This window comes from Pseudoalteromonas sp. AOP7-A1-14 (assembly GCF_052376275.1).
Taxonomy (GTDB): domain Bacteria; phylum Pseudomonadota; class Gammaproteobacteria; order Enterobacterales; family Alteromonadaceae; genus Pseudoalteromonas.
Genome location: NZ_JBQSVO010000064.1, coordinates 1 through 21,009 on the forward strand (window position 1 = coordinate 1; position 21,009 = coordinate 21,009).

The 21,009-nt window shown below is 37.8% G+C and carries 15 protein-coding genes and 2 pseudogenes; 7 read left to right on the plus strand and 10 right to left on the minus strand.

What is annotated here, in order from left to right; translation table 11 throughout:
• Window positions 1-119: 119 nt before the first annotated feature.
• Window positions 120-452 (plus strand): ribonuclease E inhibitor RraB, encoded by a 333-nt coding sequence (locus ACT3RM_RS10885; protein WP_441994928.1) that lies wholly within the window; start codon window positions 120-122, stop codon window positions 450-452.
• Window positions 453-481: 29 nt separating this feature from the next.
• Here the strand turns inward: ACT3RM_RS10885 and ACT3RM_RS10890 are convergent, their stop codons facing one another.
• The 6 genes from ACT3RM_RS10890 to ACT3RM_RS10915 all read right to left on the minus strand — a co-directional run bounded on the left by ACT3RM_RS10890 (window position 482) and on the right by ACT3RM_RS10915 (window position 11,178).
• On the minus strand, window positions 482-2,230 hold the full coding sequence (locus tag ACT3RM_RS10890) for a DEAD/DEAH box helicase (protein ID WP_441994929.1): 1,749 nt from the start codon (window positions 2,228-2,230) through the stop codon (window positions 482-484).
• A 131-nt stretch (window positions 2,231-2,361) separates the two neighbouring features.
• A complete protein-coding gene (locus tag ACT3RM_RS10895) occupies window positions 2,362-2,664 on the minus strand; it encodes an H-NS family nucleoid-associated regulatory protein (RefSeq protein ID WP_441994930.1) in 303 nt (100 codons plus the stop codon).
• An 881-nt stretch (window positions 2,665-3,545) separates the two neighbouring features.
• Window positions 3,546-3,782 (minus strand): hypothetical protein, encoded by a 237-nt coding sequence (locus ACT3RM_RS10900; protein WP_441994931.1) that lies wholly within the window; start codon window positions 3,780-3,782, stop codon window positions 3,546-3,548.
• A 12-nt stretch (window positions 3,783-3,794) separates the two neighbouring features.
• Entirely contained in the window at window positions 3,795-5,612 is a 1,818-nt protein-coding gene (locus ACT3RM_RS10905; RefSeq protein ID WP_441994932.1) for a 2OG-Fe(II) oxygenase family protein, read from the minus strand.
• 116 nt (window positions 5,613-5,728) lie between these two features.
• Complete coding sequence (locus tag ACT3RM_RS10910; RefSeq protein WP_441994934.1) at window positions 5,729-8,563, minus strand: TonB-dependent receptor domain-containing protein; 2,835 nt, start codon at window positions 8,561-8,563, stop codon at window positions 5,729-5,731.
• A gap of 245 nt (window positions 8,564-8,808) precedes the next feature.
• Window positions 8,809-11,178 (minus strand): DNA polymerase II, encoded by a 2,370-nt coding sequence (locus tag ACT3RM_RS10915; RefSeq protein WP_441994936.1) that lies wholly within the window; start codon window positions 11,176-11,178, stop codon window positions 8,809-8,811.
• A gap of 60 nt (window positions 11,179-11,238) precedes the next feature.
• Here ACT3RM_RS10915 and dinG point away from each other — a divergent pair, with 60 nt between their 5' ends.
• The 5 genes and pseudogenes from dinG to ACT3RM_RS10940 all read left to right on the plus strand — a co-directional run bounded on the left by dinG (window position 11,239) and on the right by ACT3RM_RS10940 (window position 15,165).
• Complete coding sequence (gene dinG / locus ACT3RM_RS10920; RefSeq protein WP_441994937.1) at window positions 11,239-13,314, plus strand: ATP-dependent DNA helicase DinG; 2,076 nt, start codon at window positions 11,239-11,241, stop codon at window positions 13,312-13,314.
• Window positions 13,314-14,090, plus strand: a complete 777-nt coding sequence (locus ACT3RM_RS10925; protein WP_441994939.1) for a TSUP family transporter — start codon at window positions 13,314-13,316, stop codon at window positions 14,088-14,090. The genes dinG and ACT3RM_RS10925 overlap by 1 nt, the downstream gene beginning before the upstream one ends.
• On the plus strand, window positions 14,091-14,696 hold the full coding sequence (locus tag ACT3RM_RS10930; protein ID WP_441994940.1) for a primosomal replication protein: 606 nt from the start codon (window positions 14,091-14,093) through the stop codon (window positions 14,694-14,696).
• A gap of 84 nt (window positions 14,697-14,780) precedes the next feature.
• Window positions 14,781-15,004: pseudogene (locus ACT3RM_RS10935) on the plus strand (late competence development ComFB family protein).
• Entirely contained in the window at window positions 15,001-15,165 is a 165-nt protein-coding gene (locus ACT3RM_RS10940) for a YbaM family protein (protein ID WP_441994941.1), read from the plus strand. The pseudogene ACT3RM_RS10935 and the gene ACT3RM_RS10940 overlap by 4 nt, the downstream one beginning before the upstream one ends.
• Before the next feature lie 6 nt (window positions 15,166-15,171).
• On the opposite strand, the gene ACT3RM_RS10945 is transcribed toward ACT3RM_RS10940, so the two are convergent.
• Window positions 15,172-16,206: an isoaspartyl peptidase/L-asparaginase family protein gene (locus ACT3RM_RS10945; protein ID WP_441992766.1), complete on the minus strand. Its 1,035-nt coding sequence runs from the start codon at window positions 16,204-16,206 to the stop codon at window positions 15,172-15,174.
• Window positions 16,207-16,456: 250 nt separating this feature from the next.
• Window positions 16,457-17,161: a SapC family protein gene (locus ACT3RM_RS10950; protein WP_441834155.1), complete on the minus strand. Its 705-nt coding sequence runs from the start codon at window positions 17,159-17,161 to the stop codon at window positions 16,457-16,459.
• Between the two features lie 230 nt (window positions 17,162-17,391).
• Here ACT3RM_RS10950 and ACT3RM_RS10955 point away from each other — a divergent pair, with 230 nt between their 5' ends.
• Complete coding sequence (locus ACT3RM_RS10955; RefSeq protein ID WP_441994942.1) at window positions 17,392-18,102, plus strand: DUF6445 family protein; 711 nt, start codon at window positions 17,392-17,394, stop codon at window positions 18,100-18,102.
• A 588-nt stretch (window positions 18,103-18,690) separates the two neighbouring features.
• Here the strand turns inward: ACT3RM_RS10955 and ACT3RM_RS10960 are convergent.
• A pseudogene (locus ACT3RM_RS10960) lies at window positions 18,691-18,801 on the minus strand (hypothetical protein); the annotation flags it as partial.
• A gap of 479 nt (window positions 18,802-19,280) precedes the next feature.
• Window positions 19,281-21,009 (minus strand): TonB-dependent receptor (locus ACT3RM_RS10965; protein WP_444511373.1); only part of this gene is annotated, 1,729 nt, incomplete at its 5' end.

Below are 21,009 nucleotides of genomic sequence, written 5' to 3' on the forward strand. Positions count from 1 at the left end.
CAACACGGTAAATTATATATTACATAAGAACCAATATAGTTAAAATTAGTACGCGTTAAGACAATAATTTGGTTACAATAGTGCCTACGAATATAAAATTAATTTTAAATGAGTTTTTAATGCAATTTCCTGATGATGATAGCGGCCAACTTTTAGCCGAAATAGCCTCTGCTGGCATTGATTTAAGTAAAATGCACCAAATCGATTTTTTTCTTTTATTTGAACAACAAACTGACGCTGAAAAGTTTGCTAAAGAAGTAGTAACTGATGCATTAGTTCAAAATGCTGAACTAGAAAAATGTAAAGACACTGGCATATGGGAAGTGATCACTCAAGTAAAAATGGTGCCAGAGCACACTCTATTAAGTCAAGCGGAACAATACATTGAAAGCATTGCTAATAACTTTAATGGCTACGGCGACGGCTGGGGATTGAATGCTGAAGAAGCATAACTTTAATATTATATTATCAGTTAGCCTGATTAGGTTAACTGATTAGCCTTTCTAAAGCTTCCCTTATAGTCAAATAGCTTATCAGCAACTTTCCAGCCATATTGCTTACTTTTGCGAGCAATCACAAAATCGGGTGGCACTAAATCAAACTGTGCTTTAATTACCTGCTCTGCGGTTTTCAAATCAATAGGTGTTTGGCCTTGCCCTACTCGTTTACCAAATTGTTTATTAAATACAAATTGTCCGCCTTTATTTGCCAGATTATAAACTTCATCACAGTTGGCTCCATCTTCATCAAAATAAGTTATTTTAATCAGTTCACCTTTTAGTTGAGTAACCGATAAACCACTACAACGAAGTACTAGCGCATCTTTTAAATTTAAGGCTGCTCTTAATTTATCATCAGGATCGGCCATGATTGCATCGCATAGATGGCAATGACGTGCAGCAATATCATTTTGTGCACCACAGTGTTCACATTCTTTAAAACGAAAACGATAATCACACTGCTCTTTTACGCCATTATCATCTTCTAATAACCCTTGGCAACGTCTACCAAAGTGCTCGATTACCTTGCCCTGCTCATCTGTTTTACCCCAAAAAATATTTGCAAAACCACAGCCAGGACAAAGCACTTGCACGGGCTCATTATCGCTTTCTGCTTTTTTACTACCCACTTCAGGATGAAACAAACTATAGCCATTCCCAGCATAATCAATGACTAAACAGTCTTTTTTATTTGGCGCTAAACGTAAACCTCGTCCAACTATTTGTTGAAATAAACTAACTGACTCGGTGGGACGTAATATGGCAATATAATCAACATGTGGGGCATCAAACCCGGTAGTAAGCACTGACACATTGACTAAAAATTTTAGTGACTTTGCTTTAAAGTTATTAATTATTTCAGTGCGCTGTAGCGATGGTGTGTCCGCAGTAATAAGCGCCACTTTCTGAGTTGCTAAATAGCCTGTAATTTCCTCGGCATGGCGAACCGTTGCAGCAAAAATCATCACCCCTTGCCGATGCTCACTACGGGTTACAATATCATCACAAATAGTTTTTGTTGCTCTACTATTTTCCTGTAAAAGAGTATTTAAATCGCTTTGATTAAAACGACCAAAAGCATCGCTTCGTAGCGACGAAAAATCATAGTGGCTGATAGCGGCATCTATTTCTTTGGGTGGCGTTAGAAACTGATGTTTTAACATATAACGAAGCGGCAGCTCAAAAATACAGTCTTTGAAAGGGCTATCGCTATTTCCTCTTACGAAGCCATGGTAATGGCGATGGTACACCCAGCCTAAGCCTAACCTAAACGGCGTAGCAGTTAATCCTAGCACTTTTAATTTGGGGTTGTGTTTTTTAAGTGCATTGATCACTTTAGCGTATTGGCTTTCGCTATCGCCACTCACCCGGTGGCATTCATCAATGATCAGTAACGAATAGTGCTCGTTAAGCTCATCAAGGTTACGCGAAAGAGACTGTACACTGGCAAAAGTAACTTGATGGGCTAACGACTTCTGTTTTAATCCGGCTGAAAATATACTCGCCTCAAGACCAAAACTCTTATATTTACTACTATTTTGCTCAACTAATTCTTTAACATGGGCAAGCACTAAAACTTTTTGTTTGGCTAAACGTGCCAGCTCAGCAATAACCAAACTTTTACCCGCACCAGTAGGTAGCACAATAAGGGCAGGTTCATCTGTTTTTCTAAAGTGAGTAATGGTTTTTTCTACGGCCTCTTGCTGATAAGGCCTTAGCACATATTTCATGGCAGCTTCTGCGATAGGTTTATTTTGATGGCGTAATTTGATTTTCGAGGCTAAAGGTGAAAATAATACGACAATAAAAAAATAGTAGGGCCATAGGCCCAGCAAATATTAATTTAAACGACTAAAACTATTTAAGCTAGGTGCTTAGTTAAATCAACATTTTGAAATGCTTTAGGACGTTTGCCACGGCCAGTCCACTCGACCATTTTGCCTTCGTGCTTTATACGGTACTTAGGTTGTACCTTAGTGCGCTTATCGTTATTTGCATCTTGCAGATCATCTAAAGTAAGTCCTTTTTCTTTTAATAAGTCTAACACTTCTTGTTTAGCTTGCTGCTGCTGAGTAAACTTAACAATCGCATCATTTAACAATGCGTGGGCTTTCTCAAGCTCTGAAAGTGAAGCTGATTTAATAAAAGTACGGATTTCTTTCATCGATTTCTCACTAATTGATTAATACTATAAGATTTATCGAGTTTATTATAAACCGATAACCTAAAATCAGCAAAACCTAGCTATAATAAAAATATCAAAGTAATAACTCTAACATTATCAGCCAAAGCCTTAAACGTAACATTTAATACTTAGTGAACATCCTTATTATTTCCTTTTCTTAATTATTCGAAATAATTTAACTGGGCTGCTGTAATCGTAAACTTAACCATCACGACTGAACCTTTTATGTGATGTTAAATAGGTGATATAGCTAAAATATCATCATCAGTCTGCTGTAGTTTATTTAAATCTAAAATATTAACCATTGCCGCGCATCTGTTCCACTATCAAACCCACTAAGCCAATGTGAAAATTTGAATTGCCTAGCTCTGTTAAAAACTCAATAATAAAACGGCTCAGTTGGTTTATTTAAAACATCTTTAAATGTAGCATTCTCAGGAAGTAAATTTAAATATTTTACCTATTTAAAATGCAACGGCTCTATGCCAAAAGGTTTAAATAATACACAGCATATACCAACGCCGCTTGTTTGCTCTAACTTTTTTATAATAATCAATCAGCAGAGCAAACTAATGAGTTGAAACAATCCATAACAAGCATGCGAAAATATAAAAACTTGGAAGGCCAAACAGCGATAATTTTACTGCCAGCTTCCATTATAAATGGAGGGGATTCCCCATATTATCTCGGCTCTCGTGTAGTCCTATCCATAGACGGCTTCGTAGCTTAGAGTAAAGTAGGAATTGTTACTTTTATTGAACGAAGCATTTAAAGCTACTCGTTGAGAACGGTTTATAAAAAATATAGAAAAGACACTTACATTTGAAAGTAAGCATCTATATAATTTATAAAAAAGGAGCTTAATTCTCGCGCTTCACTGAGCCTCGAGTCATCTCTTTCATAGCCTCTTTCGCTATCTTTTCATCATACGCTATTTGCTCTGGTGTTCTACAAACACGTGTTGCAATATTGCTACCTGTTGTTTTTTCCATTTTGCAAATTTTTCCATTATCTGCTGCAGCAGTACTTTCATTATTATTCGTACTACTACATCCAAAAACCATAAGTGTAGATATTATAATTATTAAGTTTTTCATTTTATTTCCCTGTTAGTTTGGAATTACATCATAAGCTATTGTAATACGTTCCACGTTTTCTTTTAGCATAGTAGTACCATGCCATAAGTAGGATGGAAATTGAATTAACTTCCCAGCCTCCGGCTTAATGAATTTCTCAGCCTGTATTTTTTTATACATATTAAATCCAGGCTCACCTAATTTTAACCACCCTTGTCTCTGTTGATTATCTTTAACCACATCTGGAACCTGAAGATAATAAGGAGAGCTCATCCAACCTTGTGGATGGTAATGATTTTTATGATAACCAGACCTATTTAATATAACTGACCAAGAATCTGTAATTTTATAATCACCAGTATTTCTTTTTAAAAATGGGTGCTGATGGTCTTTTGGTAACTTATTGATAAAGTCACACGTAATAATCCGCAACTGCTTTTCTAGCGTTTCTAAAATTGGTAACTGGTAATCAAATAGTTTTTCTGCAGTTTGCGAGCCATGGACTAAAGATTGCTCTAATGGGTGCCGTTTATAATAATGATAGTCTCTGACTGCAAGTAACAACTCACGGTTGAAGTCATTTAGATTCGCATAACCCACAGGAGTTTCTATCTTTTCTTCCAAGACAAACTGCTCAAAGTTACAATAATAATAATAAAGCTGACTGTCAGCTATTTTTAAAGCTGTATTTCTTAAACATAGATACTCTTGGTTATTTTCGTATTGTTCAACCATTGGGTTGAGTATTTTTAAAGCTGATTCAGGCAGATCTGCAGCAATATAACTTTTAGTCAGTTCTTTAAGCAAGAGCTTATTTTTATTGAACTTTTTACACCCTAACTGATTTATACGTAATGCCTCATCAAAGTTCCCCCTCTCTCTTTGGTAGTCCACTGCTAATAAATAGAAGTTTGCTGTATCGGTAGACTTAAACAAATGTTTCTTTGCAATATCATATGCTTTTTCGCATTCGCCAGAAAAATACAGCTTTTCACTCAACGCTTCTTCAACAGCAATATTATTAGGAAACAACTGAAGCGCATAATTATATGAATTTAAAAATATATCACTCCCTGTTTCCCATAACATATTATTGAACCAGTGATGGGTATCTAGATCTAGTGGCGTTTCTTTTATGAGACTTTCATATATTTTTCTTGAGGATTCAAAGTCTCCATTGAGGTGATAACAACTTGCCAGATTTTTTTTAGCTTCGGTAAAGGATGGCGTTATATCAATTGCGTTTTGGAAGTGTTTAATCGCCAAGTTCCATTTACACATATGCTTATAAGCAAGTCCGATTGAGTTATTTATACTTGAATTTTGTCCAAACGTATTCAAATGCTGCACACCGCTTTCAATAGTGTTTTCATATTGCTCTAACTGCAAAAGAACTTTAACTCTAGCATGAAGTAACTCTTTATTGTTCCTACTAATCAGCAAGCCTTTATCTATGTATTTTTTGGTATTTTTGTAATCAGCCAATTTTGAATATAAAGCGGCTATATTATAAAAAACTTCAATTTCACTTTCGGATATTTTTAAGACTATTAAATATTGCTCAACAGCCTCTTCTACTAAACCTTGAGAAGATAAAAGTTTTGCTTTATTAATATTAACGTATAAATTATTTTCATTAATTTTTAATGCTTTATTCATTTCAGTCATGCAGGACTCTAAATCCCCCATACCTTGAAAGATTAGCGATTTAAGGTGATGTAATTGAACATTAACGACTGGACTTATAGTTTGAACTGAATTAGCAATTCGTAACGCTTGATGATAATTTTTCTTATTTATTTCACTTATAATTAAATTACTTAGCTCTTGTAATGACTGTGCTCTTTTCATAATTTTTTACTTCATATGCTAAGGATTTACAAAGTAAGCAACCGTGACTTTAACCTATGAACCATAAAATAAAAAGGCCGGTTAAAAAACCGGCCTTTTTGTTAAGTTAATATTTCTTAGAAAGAAATAGTTGTTCCGAAGAAGAAGTTACGGCCAACATACTTATATAGTGTTGTGTCAGTATTTGCGTCGTCGTAATCGCTGTAGTAAGGCGGCTCTTCATCCGTTAGGTTATCAATACCACCACGTAGTGATACATTATCATTAAGCTGATAAGAAGCACTAATTGTATGAGATACGAATGAATCAGCTTTTGGCGCATAGTAATTAGCTGGATCATCACCAAATAAAGATACTGATTCCGTAATTAGAGAATCAACATACATTGCATTATATGAAACACTCCAATCATCACCATAAACATTTAAGCCAAGATTATGCTTCCATTCAGGAATTGAACCTGAACCACTTGAGGCAACGCCTACATAGTCGTCTAGTGGTTCACCAGCAAACTCTTGAACTTCCCATTTAGCAATATAAGATGCTTCCCAGCTTGCTTTCCAAGCCAGGCCAGCGGCATCAAATCTATATTCTGCGTTAAGATCTACACCCGAAAGATTCCAGTTTGACAAGTTTTGATCAAGTGATGGTGTACCATCAAAGTTACCGGTTCCATCACGAACTACGCCTTCACACAGTGGGAATGCTCCACCTTGGCCACCTTCAGCTCCAGCACTGTAACATTTATCAAGTTTAGTTGTGATACCCACGGCACTAATAACGTTCTCAACTTCAATATCATAGTAATCTACGGTGAAGCTTAGACCTTCTAATGGCTCAATAACAGCACCAATTGTGAAGGTATCAGCAGTTTCAGGACCTAAGTCAGGATTACCACCAACAACAGCTCTTAGTTGACCGCTATTTTGAACGAATGAACCATCCGAAGGAATCGCGCCAGAAGCGGCATCTGCAGCACAAGCAACTTGATACTTAGAGTCGAAGTTTGGTCCGCCAAATCCTGTACATGGATCCGTATAGTTAGTAAAACTATCAGATTGTCCACCATACAATTCACTTACACTCGGTGCGCGAAACGCTGTTGAAAGCACAGAACGAATCATAACTTCGTCTATCATCCGCCAAGTTAGGCCAAGTTTATAAGTGCTGTCTGAACCAAATGTATCATAATCAAAGTAACGAAGTGCTGCTTCTAAATCTAAAGATTGTACCATTGGTACATCAGCAAGTAGAGGTACTACGAATTCTACATATGCCTCATCAACTTTATAACCACCTGAAGTAGGTTGAACCGCATTACCTGAACCGATACCAGAAGATGAAAATGCATCTGGTTGGTTAAAGGCAGACTCTTCACGATGCTCTAAACCAAATGCAAAGCCAACAACACCAGCTGGCATTTCGAATAAGTCACCTGAGATTGACGCGCCTAAATGGTGCATTTCTGTACCAGAAGTGCCTTGGTCTGTATAACGTAAGTAGTCTGCATCGGCTTGTGATAAGCTACCTTCGCCAAAATAGTTAATACATGGTGCTGCAGGATCGTTACCATTTACAGTATAGTCACCAGGCGTACCTGTTACTGTTACTCCTGCGCAATTTTCATTAACAGATGAAATCATCTTGCCAACATTAATATAGTTTTGCGAACGGTCAACTGCGCTATTTCGGCCATAAGTATAGAAAACATCCCAAGAATATTGGTCAGCTATAAAACCTTCTAAACCAGTTGTGAACTGTGCAGTATTAACCTCTTGTTCAAATACGCGACCACCCATTTCAGACATACGACGAAGCGGTAACATATCAACATTTTCACCCGGTGTAGCAAAATCATATAATCCAGAAAAAGGATAAACCTCAGGGTTTTGACTGATTACCCAATCACGTCCGTCAACGTTATAAGCATAATTAATTGGAGCCGGTGCTAATTGTTGGGTCGATGTACGATTAGTGTAATACGCTTCTGCAAAAAAGTTTAAATCATCAGCTAATTCATAATTACCAAGAACACTCACATTATAACGTGTTGCAGGTGTAGAAAGATAAGATGCGGCTGAATAGTTATACGCATCATTCCCTTCACCAGAACCTACGTAAGGATGGTAACCGCTCGCACTTGAAGTACCATTACCGCCTGGTTCAAATTGAACTCGGTCGCCATTATCGAGAATGGCATTCATACCAAGTGAATTTCCAGAACCTCCACAAAAACGTTCACCGTCAACTTCTGAATAAGGACATGCTGAGTAATCACGATCTGCAGCGCGAACGGTACCTCGGTCATAAAAACCAACGTTTACTACAACATTGCCTTTATCGCTTGAAATACCAAATGTAGAGCTAATACTTGCTTCTTCGCCATCGCCTTCACCGGTTTCACCATAACTTGCATCGAGCTCAAAACCTTCAAAATCATCACGCATAATGATGTTAACAACACCAGCAAGCGCATCAGAACCATAAACAGCAGAAGCACCATCTTTAAGTACTTCAATACGCTTAACAGCACTGAAAGGAATCGCATTTAAATCAACTGTTGATGATACACCAGTGCCTGAAGCAATCATACGACGGCCATTAACTAATACCAGAGTACGAGATGACCCCATACCGCGTAAATCAACTGTCGCATTACCATTACCACCATTATTAACTGCAGCTGTTAAACCACCTGATTGAGCAGTTAAGTTTTGTAGCGCATCAGAGATATTAGTTATACCTTGAACTTTCATATCTTCGGTAGTGATAATACTTACTGGTGAAGCACTCTCTAAATCAGCACGCTTGATACGCGAGCCCGTAACTTCAATTCGCTCAACACCTTCAGCTTCTTCAGCGGCTATTGAGCTTGCAGAAAATGCAGCGGTTGATGCTGCACCAAAAGCAATAGCTAAACGAACTGCTTTTGAGACTTTATTATTTAACATTTGATTCTCCCTGGGCCGCCATTTAGACGGTTGTTATTTACAACTTATTTTATTGTTAACCACACTTAAAGTGCGATAAGCAAAATAATAAACAAATAACACAAAATATCCACCTTTTTATTTACATTTTTTCAATTTAGATACGTAAATATTTCAAATTTAATTAAAAAAAATAAAAAAACACCTTTAAAAGTGTGACTAAGAGCAAATGATAACTCAAATTATGTAACTAAATAAAAACATTGTTAAAAAAGATTTAACTGCGAATCATCTCCTGAGGCAATATCTATGGCTAAATTATCAACAATCATTTCAATAAGGGGCTGGAGTTGCTTTTTGAGGTAGGTGGGATAATCAAAGGAATAGTTTTTAGTAGTATCGAAAATTTCACAGCCTTGTTTGGTGTAAATAAATTCAATGAACTGTCCGCGTTTGGGCTGGTACTCCGGATTTTCTCGCTGGTATTTTTTAGCAGCTTGTACATGGGGAGGAATATTCTTTTGGTACTCAGTTAAGTGCTGGCCTAGTCTTTTTCGGTATATTAATAGCTCATCAAGTTCGCCGGCCAGTAGTTTCCGGGTATAGTTTTTTATTATATTTTCAATATCTTGCTGTTCGAATTCATCATTAAACAGCGCTTCAAACAGTGCAACCTGAAACTGCTGAGCAAGTTTAGTCCAGTCACTACGCACTGTTTCCATGCCTTTGAATATGAGTTTTTTTTGTCCGTTAATATTTGTTTGACCTACATAACGTTTTTTTGATCCCGTACTTTTACCACGGATAGTAGGCATAAAAAAAGTTGTATAATGAGTCTCAAACTCTATCTCTAAATGGCTAGGTAATGCGTGCTTAACGCTAATGCTTTGTTGCCATTTTAAATTAATCATTTCGGCTAATTCATGACCCGTCTTTTGACATTCCGAGTCAGTCATTTTTTCATCTAAACACACAAAGGTTGAGTCGGTGTCGCCATAAATAACTTGATAACCAAGCTCTTCTATCCACTTTTTAGTGGTTTGCATAATATCGTGGCCACGCAAGGTAATAGAACTTGCCAGGCGAGGATCGTAAAACCGACAACCCTTTGAGCCTAAAACCCCATAAAGGCTATTCATAATAATTTTAATAGCTTGTGAAAGCATTGGCTGGTGGGTGTCTTTAGCAGTTTGGCGAGCGCTGGTTAGCTCTTTTATTAAGTTAGGTAAGTGATGTTCTTTACGAGAAAAGCGCCCCCCTTTAAAACCGCTAATAGCATTTTCTTTTCCTGATTCTGCTAAACCACGAATTAGCCCTAGTGGGTCGATGCAAAATGTACGCATTATCGATGGGTAGAGGCTTTTAAAATCAAGTACTAACACATTCTTATAAAGCCCCGGGACGGACTCCATAACATAGCCACCAGGGCTTTCAAAGCTTAAACCGTGCTCACCTAAGTTGGGCGCAACATAACCACTTCGGTGTAATAGCGGTAAATACAAGTTAGTAAATGCCGCCACTGAGCCGCCCATACGCTCTAGCTCAAGCCCAGTGAGTTGGCTGCGTACAATAGCAAACTCCGAGAGCTTTAACTTTTCAAATATATTATTAACCAGCACACAATCTTGCCGGTTATAAGCACTGAGGGCTAATTTATCTTCATTAAACTGCCTGATAATCTCATCTAAACGATTGTCACTTTGTATTAGCTTTTTTTCTCCAAGAACTTTATGAGACACATTGGCAAGAGAGAAACTATCAAAGTGGTAAGTTGCATTTTTTAACGTATCAATACCATCAATAACGGTACGCCCAGGTATTGATAAACGAGTAAAGTGCCCTTCCTTTACTTTTAATGGCTCACCGGCACGACCAATATTTATGTCAATACCCAGTGCTTCGGCGCGGCCGTGAAGTACTGTGAAATCAAATTCAATAACATTCCAACCAATAATTATATCTGGATCGCTTTGCATGATTTTAACTTGCAGCTTGTTTAATAAATCTATTTCGTCCTCACACCAATAAATCTCTAGCTCTGAAGGCTCTGGCTCGCCAATCATTAATATACAATCAAGGCCTGCGCCAACGAGTGCAACTGAAAACAAAACTCCGTCACCACTACATTCAATGTCTAATGAGAGAGATTTAAGATTTGGTGTATAATTGGGGTTTGCTTTTAATTGCGCATTGTCGATTTGTATGTAACCTTGTTTACGGCTCACATCACCTTTGACCCATACACCACCACGAATAAACCGCTCCATTAAAAAGCGATCACAATGACGAATATCCACTTCATATACCGCTAACTGATTATCAAATGCTGCTTTTGCTTTATAAAAGGCACTTATAGTTGAAAAGTAGCAGCCAATGCACAGCTCGCCATCAAAGTGGTGCATCGTTGTATTTTTAAATTCAACCTGTATATTTTGTGAAATTAAAAGCTGTTGCGCTGCAGCTTTCGCTGATTGACGAATAAAAAATACGGCTTGTTGATTCGCTATAGTTACTTTTATGGGTCCTACATCCGAGCTCAGCCAGTAACACACACTAATAGAGCCACCTTCATGGTAAGGTTTTGCAGTGTATTGCTCTCTTGAAAGGATAAATCCTGGATAGATGGCTTGTGTCAATGTGTGATCCCAATTACTATATGGCACTGTAATTATATACATACTTCAGGTTATTAACCCATGCTTTCTGAACCATTAAAAAAAACAATTCGCAAAATTCATCAGCATGTAGCCAATAACCTTACCGATTACCGTCCCCGCAGCAGCCAGAATTATTTAGTGGCCGAAATAGCTAAAACCTTAGCCGGTGAATACCACAAAAAGCAGCGTATTTGCGTAATAGAAGCAGGCACAGGCACTGGTAAATCACTTGCTTACTGTTTAGGCGCACTCCCTTTGGCGCTGGCACAAAAAAAGAAACTGGTTATTTCAACCGCCACAGTTGCCCTACAAGAGCAGCTAATCAGTAAAGAGTTACCTTTTTTTAAAACGCATTCAGGCCTTGATTTTAAATTTGATTTGGTCAAAGGCCGTCAGCGTTATATTTGTGCTCATAAGCTACATAATGCTGTAAATGGTGATAACCAAACGCAAATGGACTTTATGCCTACTCTGTCATCGCCACTGAGTGATATGGAAGGTAAATGCTTAAGACAACTTTACGATGCATATATAAATAAAAAGTGGCAAGGGGATCGTGACAGCTGGGCTGATACTATTCCTGACAAAGTTTGGGGGCTAATAGCCTGCGACAAACATGCATGCCAGCGCCAAATGAAAGCACATCAAACTTGCCCATTTCAGCTTGCTCGCCAGCGCCTAATGCAAATGGATGTATTAGTTATTAATCATTCTTTATTATTGGCCGATCTTGATTTAGGCGGAGGTATAATTTTACCCGAACCCGACAATACCATCTACGTTATTGATGAAGCCCATCACTTGGCGCATATTACCCGCGATTTTTCATCTGCTGCTGCCACTATTAAAGGCACTATTGATTGGCTCGATAAGCTCACTAAATTTAGTGGTAAAATGGCTAAAGTATTAGTGGGTCAAAAGGCCATTGGACAAAATTTTAAGCTTGCCGACAGTATTGTTGATGCTAATAAAGACTTAAAAGCCGTGCGCGATATTTTAGATAACGCCGACTTTAAATATTCAAAAGATGATACCTACCGCTTTGAACACGGTGAAATTCCGGCCTCACTACATAATAAAGCCAAAGATATTAGTGATGCAACCTTAGATGCGCTGCGCTGTTTAAATAAAATGCATGATACATTAGTTCAAGATGTTAGCGACGGTGATATTAAGCCGTATGTAGCCGATCCTATACTTGCTGAAAGTGGCCACTATATAAACCGACTCGAACAACTTAATAAACTATGGTTTAGTTACGCTGTAAAAGGTGAAGGTATTCCGCATGCTCGGTGGATCAAGCGCCTAGAGTATAAAAACCATCACGACCACTTACTGAGTGATTGTCCAATCGAAGTCGGTTATTACTTAAAAGACAAATTATGGAATCAATGTGCAGGCGCAGTACTTTGTTCAGCAACGCTTACGGCACTAGGTTCATTTGATCACTTTGCCTACGAAAGCGGTTTAAAAAACGAAGAAGGGGTAAAGTATATTAAAGTACCCTCGCCATTTGATTATCCAAAACAAGCAACGTTACATATTCCTACGTCGCATGTTGAACCCACTAATAAAGATTTTAGTGACCATTTAGCCAAGGTACTGCCTGAGCACCTCAATAAACAGCAAGCAAATTTAGTATTGTTTGCCTCTTATTGGCAGATGGATCATGTTGTTAAAGCACTACGCGATAAAAATATGGCAATACTTGTACAAGGTGAAATGTCTCGCGAAGCATTACTTAAGGCCCACACAAGTAATATTGACAACGGCCAAGGCAGCATTTTATTTGGCACGCAAAGCCTCTCTGAAGGACTTGATTTACCGGGTAAATACCTTGAAAATTTAGTCATCACTAAAATTCCATTTGCAGTACCTACCTCTCCTATAGAAGAAGCACAAGCAGAGTTTGTGCAAAGCAAAGGCGGCAATCCGTTTTTATCAATTACGGTACCCGATGCGGCAAAGAAATTAGTACAAAGCTGTGGTAGACTACTTCGCAAAGAAAGCGATCAAGGGACTATAACCATCTTAGATCGTCGCCTAATAACTAAGCGCTATGGCAAAGCCATGCTCGATACGCTACCACCCTTTAACAGAAAAATAGACTATTGATGTTTGAATTAGCTCTCGACCCAACAACCTGGGCACTTCTTTGCGCTGTAGCACTTGCTGCAGGTTTTATTGATGCTATTGCTGGTGGTGGTGGTATGTTAACGGTTCCGGCCCTACTCACAGCAGGCTTACCACCACATTTAACACTGGGTACTAATAAACTCGCCGCAAGTTTTGGCTCGCTTACTGCAAGCGTTACTTATTTTCGTAAACAACTTTTCAATCCGCGGTTTTGGGCGGCCTCTATTTTAGCGACTGCTATTGGCGCATTAACCGGCACCTTAATTGTAGACTATTTAAGCATTGATTTTTTAAATAAGTTATTGCCAATTGTGATCATATTAGTAGCCTGTTACAGCTTATTTGGCAACCTCAGTAGTATCGAACACGATAAGCTACCACCACTTAATAAAGCCACTAAAATAAAACAATGGTTACAAGGATTAAGCCTTGGCTTTTTTGATGGATTAGCCGGGCCTGGTACTGGCACTTTTTGGACTGCATCAAATAGCTTGTTGTATAAAATGAGCTTGTTACTAAACTGCGGTCTAGCTCGTTCAATGAATTTTGTTTCTAACTTTGTATCGCTAATTACCTTTGTTGCACTGGGTCATGTTAACTTTTTACTTGGCATTACTATGGGGTTATTTTTAATGCTAGGTGCTTGGTTAGGTGCCCATTCAGCAATTCGTTTTGGTAGTAAATTTATTCGCCCTGTGTTTAATACCGTAGTGATCATACTCGCATTAAAGCTCATTTATGAGGCGTATTTTTAAATGCAAAATATAACGTTAGATAAACTATGCCAACAAATTGCCACCTTAAAACATCAAGCAGAGCAATTTGATAAAGCAAAACACTTTGCCAAAAATCGTTATATGCAAAAGCAACCCAGCTTATTTGAGCAGCACGTATTCGCCACTAAAAGCATGAACCTTACTGATTACGTAAATGAGATTCAAGACGAGGTAGAAAGATTACCACCTAGTGAGCATCGCCATGCTTATGGTTACGCATTAGATCGTATCACTAGCCAATTTCAAGCCGTGCTGAACGTTATTAAATCAACTCCAATTTGGCAAAAAGAAAATAAAAACCAATTCCGTCCAGCAAAACCCAAGGTTTATCAGCAAGCAGTAAAAAAAATCATGCAGTCGTCTCATGAACTATATGAAGAGCTTAAACAAAACCATGAATTTGAGCGTCGTTTAATATTAATGATTGAAGAACGTAAATTACATATGGCGAATTTAGGCCCCGCTAATGTAAAAAAGGTCAATCAAGAGATACTCGTACTACATGGTCGTTTAGGACGCTGTCGTAAAGCTATTTCAGCTACGGAAGATAAAATTCAAAAAGCTGAAAAACAACAACTAAAATAACCCCAAAGCTACTCTGTCGATTTATCTAGCGCTTTAGTATAAACTTACTTAAAACGCATAAGTATCAACAGCGCAAGAAAACTGATGCGATTACATGACGATATACATAACTTTTATGAAAAATAGTCATAGAATAAATAGTTAAGCGCCAGCTTGATAAACGATATTACGATGATCTGAAGGCTGACTTTTGTTGCACTGTATTAAACTAGTTATCTCAATTAGAATGGTTGTATATGGTACAACCTGAACAAACCGCAATTGCTGTAGCAATTACACAGATTGCCAAAAAGAAAGAGAACAAATGAGCGAATTAGAAGATGCACCAACACACGTAAAACTAGCAATTGATTTAATCATGCTTTTGGAGCAGCACGATATTGCACCTGAAGAAGTATTAAAAGCACTCGAAATTGTAAAAAGTGACTTTAGTCAAAAAAAGCAGCAAGCTGACTCACTGCTCAAATAGCATTCTTTACTCGCTTTTAAAAATACCCACATATGTTGGCTGAGTATTTGATTTGCTAGCGCGATACATGCCCGAGGTATTAAATGGTAAACTAATATTACCTTTGTTATCCACAATAATAACACCACCAGTGCCACCAATCGGCTTTAAGACTCCATTAATAACCTCATCACCTGCTTGTATAATGGTTTTATTTTGATACTTAACCCGTGCGCAAATATCTGCCGCGACATTGTAACGAATAAAATACTCACCGTGGCCCGTTGCCGATACTGCACATGACTCATTCTCAGCAAACGTTCCCGCACCAATAACCGGTGAATCGCCAATGCGCCCGAACCGCTTTGCAGTCATGCCACCGGTTGATGTACCTGCAGCAAGGTTACCTTTTTTATCAAGGGCTACAGCACCTACCGTACCCATTTTATAGTTCACAGGTAAAGCACGGTGCGCCGCTTGATAGTCTTTGCTAGTTGCCTTGGCTTTATCAAGTTTATCTTTGGCCTTTAACAGCGACTTATAGCGACTTTCGGTGTCAAATAAGTTGTTTTCAATCAATGGCACGCCCTGCTCTTTTGCAAACTCTTCTGCGCCTTGTCCACTGAGCATCACATGCACAGATTCTTCCATCACTAAACGTGCCAAATTAATTGGGCTTTCGACATGTTTAACTCCAGCAACAGCACCTGCTTGGCGATCACGGCCATCCATTATCGATGCGTCCAACTCATGCGCCCCATCATAAGTATATACCGCACCGCGACCCGCATTAAAGTAAGGAGAGTTCTCTAACACATTAATGGCTGCGGTTACAGCATCAAGGCTTTCACCCCCTTTAGCTAATACGTTATAGCCTGTTTCAACTGCTTCAGTAAGCTTTGCGCGATATTGTTTTTCTTGTTCTGGTGTAAAGGCACTTTTTTCAATCGTACCTGCCCCACCGTGAATAGCAATAGCAAAGGGTGCTTCGGCGGCATAGCTGATATTTGCGTAAGAAAACGCACTGCTGGCAATAATCGCAGCGAATAATGATTTAATCATAATGTGTTCTTTTAAAATGTGAGTAAAACTAATGTGAACAAAAAATAACTTTAATTCAAGCCCAACCAGATAAAAGACATAAAAAAAGCGCCCAGCGGCGCTTTTTATTATTCAATATTCTTGGCATTTATATTACGCCATTATACCAATTGCATTAATGATCTATTATTGCGATAAGTAAATAGCACAGTAATAATTTTAACGCAGTTAGGGAGTTATTTAACTCGCTCTAATGAATCATACGTTGGTATTAAGCATGCTGCGCTTTTAAACGCGCTAAACGAGCTACTTGATGTGTAGACGTTAAGAATGAATAGATTGGTGCTAAATAACCGCGTTTACGAAGATCTAAAAACTCTTCATCGCTTAATTCATTTAGCTTTTTCTCATCAATAAGGTAAATACCGTTGATGTCTTTTTTCTCGCCTTTAATATCAACTGTAAGCGTTTGCGCTACTAAAAGCTCTTTATCAGCTAAAAACTTAGTAAACGCCTCAGTAACATGAGAAAACTCAATAAAAGACACTAGCGCTTCTTTACGGCGTTTTAGGTAATCTGTTTCTTCACCGTTTTCAAATAATGTATTACCTTCAGCTTCACCAACTAGCGGGCTTGCTTCATCAATAACAATGCCGTATTGATCTTCTTCAGGATGCTTAACAAGACCAAGTGGGTAGCGTGTAGCGGCCATAGGTGCAAATGATGCTGTCCATTTACCGTCTTGGATAAATAAGTTTTCACCTGGCTCAAGGCCAAACATAGCAACCGCTTGGAATTGACCTGTTTCGTTATTTTTAACAAACGACATAGGAAATTCATTTGCCACGCGAGCAAACTCATGCGCAACGACCGGCACTAAGTGCTGCGTTTTTAAAAATTCTACATTAATGCCGTTTTGAATTTTAGTATTGGCATGTTTTTCGTTATGTAAAGGCTGTACTTGTTGCTCCGCCATGTTACTGCTCCATTAATTATTTAATTTATATTTTATTGCTGTTAGTGCCTTAAGGCTATAGGTTTTAACCACAAAAAGGAAGTGAAAATTTTGTGGCAATTTGTAGCAACAAAACAGATAGATTTTTTCCTATAAAACCGTCTATTTTTCATTCATAAAAACGGTATAGCATATTTAAAATCAAGTTTGATACAATCAATTAAGCCCATAATTTCAAGAAGCATTACGTAATGAAGCGTTTAGAGTTAAACCCTAGCTACAAAGTCACAAGTATTAAAATTAATGATATTAATGAAGATATATTGATTGTCGATGACTTTATAAAAGATGTAGAGCCGATAATGCATTTTGCAAAACAATACGCTTATTTGCACCCCGTTGGTAGTGACGGTACTTTATATCCAGGAAAACGAGATGATATGCCTGAACCCTACTTTAAAGTATTTATAGAATTAATTAATAACTTACTTGAGAAAAAACTTTTAAATACTGATGATAAAAATATTTACCTTCATAAAGCGAAACTCTCGTTAGTCACATTAAAGCCAGAAGAATTAAATACACTACAGAAAATGCCACATGTAGACTCTACAGATGATAAAACATTTGCCGCAGTTCATTATTTAGTCGGCTCCGAATTTGGTGGCACAGCTATTTATCGCTATGTTCCTTTTAATTTGATAAAAATAACTAAAGATAAAGAACATCTAGTCCATGAGATGATTGAACAAGTTAAAAATAACCCAATACAACATCAGAGTTACCTATCTGATAACACCTGCCTCTTTGAAAAAGTTGTCAACGTGAACGCAAAGTTAAACAGAATCGTTTTGTATAGAAGTAACCTACTTCACAGCGCAAATTTAAAAGATAAAAAAAATCACCTAGATAATATTAGCTTAGGCAGATTGTCTATCGCTTCATTTTTCAGAGTCTATTAGAGAACGCTGGCCTTAGTGGTTGAAATTCATTCAATTTAAAGAAACCTAAAAGGCTGCGCATGGTTAGTATTTATGTTAAACACCTACTTATTTAATAAATAAGCATACTAGAGCTGATTTAAGCTCAAAAGAGAAACATGCACTAATAAAGTCTTTACTAAATATATAAGTGATTAAGCTTTATTGCTTTTGTGAACCAAACTTCTTAATTTTATTAATTAACTCTCTGTGATCTAACAGTTCAGATAAAAGCTATTTCACTCTATATTACTAGCGTTTTTTTGCTCAGTTACTTTTTTCATTAATAAGGGGGTTACTTTAATGTATTAGCGCCATACTCCATACTGTTAAAACATATAAGTAATTATCAAAGCCAAAAAGATCAAATTTACTATCAAAATCCTCTCTGACCAAACTAAAGTACTGCCACCGAGCCAAGTTACTTTATAACTTTTCAGATTGTGAATCTGCATTTTTATTCTCAAGCCAATAAGCCGAATCTTTGCGATTCAGAAATACAATAACGCATTTTTATAAAATCAAAGGTTTATTTCCAAACGTATCTGACTTGCTTATTATAAGCATCCTTTAACAAAGGAATATCTGCGTGCAACGTAGGGGGCTGTTTAGTAAGTAAGCTGGCTGAGACAGCTCTAAAGGCTCAATAAAACCCTGCGACAAGCCTATTGCTACACAATTTTTATGTCACAATAGTTTTTTCGTCCTACTTTCATAGGTACTAAACCCGTAAATTGCTCCCCTAAATAGTGATATAATTTACTATGAGCTTGTTCATCATTCACATGCTTTGATGAATAAAAAAATCAATCCCCCTTGCCTTAAAACCCATCCTGCTTGATGAGCTGTTGAATTGTCTTAGGAGGAATAATAACGTCACTTGGTCGAGTTGGCACTTGTAACGTTAGAGCTGTATCTGTAAGCAAAAGGTTAGAACGCTCTAAAATCTACTCCTTTCTTATCGCCAAGGATTGCAGCCCCCTTAAGCAACCGCTGATAAAGTTATTGAAGCTCCTTGCTTTAAGAGTGCTCGATAGCCAGCACTGCTGTGTCGCCGTCTATAATTGCAATATTTTTTATCATTATTCACCCGAATTAATTATTCATAAAACATGAAAAAGCCCAGCTAAACTGGGCTTTCATCTATTAGTAGCTAATAATTAGAAACGAAGTGTTACGCCAAGCTTGTAACGAGCTTCACCTTCAAAGCTCCATGCAGGATAGCCATCTTTAAGCTCTGGGACGACTTCTGCGTCTGTCGGCGCAATACCGATTTGCACGCTATCTTCTTCAGTTAAGTTAACGGCTTCAAAGGTCAAGTCGATATTATCAGTTACGCTATAGTTAGCACTTAAATCAAGTGTTCCATATGATTGGTGTTCACGATTTCCATAAAAACCTGGTAATTCACGGATCATATACTCTGAACGCCAGTTATAAGCTAAGCGAGCTGAGTAAGTATCAGTTTCATAGTAACCAACTAGATTGACTGTATGCTCAGATGAATCTGAAAAAACCGGAATTAAATCAGAATAGTTTTCAGCATTTGAAGGCGCATCAACAAAAGTATAGTTTGCAGAGTAACCAAAACCACTGTCAAAACCATCTTGAATCTGTAGTTCAATACCTTCAATTTCACCGCCGCTAGAATTTAGCTTAGTAGAAAGCGTCCAGTTATCACCCTGAGTATCAGGGTCATATACACCAATTTGTTGGTTTAGTATTTGGCTAGAGGTTACAAACGAAGTAATGTCCTTAAAGAAGTACGTCGCACTGATCATACCATCACCATCAAAGTACCATTCAATACCTAAATCAGCTTGAGTCGCTTTAAATGGGTTTAGACCTACATTACCTTTAGTTAATACTTCATTTCCTGCAATACCATCTGAGTAACCTGCGAATGAAGAAGCAGAAAACATATCAGTGTAATTAGGACGAGCGATCACCTGTGATGCAGAAGTACGTAGAATAACATCTTCAACTAAGTCAAAAGCAATATTAACGCTTGGTAAGATATCGTTATAACTTGCTTTATCCGTACTTAGCGTACTTTCATAAGCGCCATTCTCAAAGCCGTAATAATCAGATTCTGCATCTGTTGAGATATAACGTAAACCAAAGTTACCACGAATAGCGTCAGCTGAGAATTCAGCCATTGCATAAAGTGCTATATTCTCTTCTTCTATTTTACCATAAGCAGAACGGTAAACTTCAGAATTGCTATCAAAGCTCACAATGGATGCTTTTGCATCTGCTATCATCGCATCAAAATCTGGCTCAGGCAAAGTAAATCCAGCACCAGAGGATATTGTGCCTGAATAATATTTTTCACCATCACCAGTAGGTAAAGTATCAATTAATGAGGTTGAAAAAGCTTCCTGTTTTACTTCATGATCGGTCCAACGGAAACCAGTTTTAATTGCAGTGATTGCACCAAAATCTACTGGAAAAGAAAAATCTAACTGTGCGTAAGTTTCTTCATCTGAGTTTGGTTGCTTTTTGAGTGACCAACTAGCAGGTGATAAATCGCCTGCAAAATCAGAAGGCTCAAAATGATTATTGGCTATATCAATCTTAATAACTTCGCCTGTAGCATCATATGTACCCGCATAATCAGCTGGAACACCAATAAAGTTACCGTAGTTAGTCGTTAAATCAGTACCACCTTCAGACTCTGTTGTACCAACACGGCCTGACACTGTAAAGTTTTCAGCGTCATATTTGAAGTTCAAATCTGCAGTATCTGATTTCATACTTGCTACACGAGCCCAAGTTTGAGCCCACCCACCATTTTCATCTGTTCCTACACGGCGATAGAAAGTACATGTGCCAGAAGCGTTAGTTTGTTCACACGCAGCTTCTTTGTCATCTGGGAATATTAGGAAG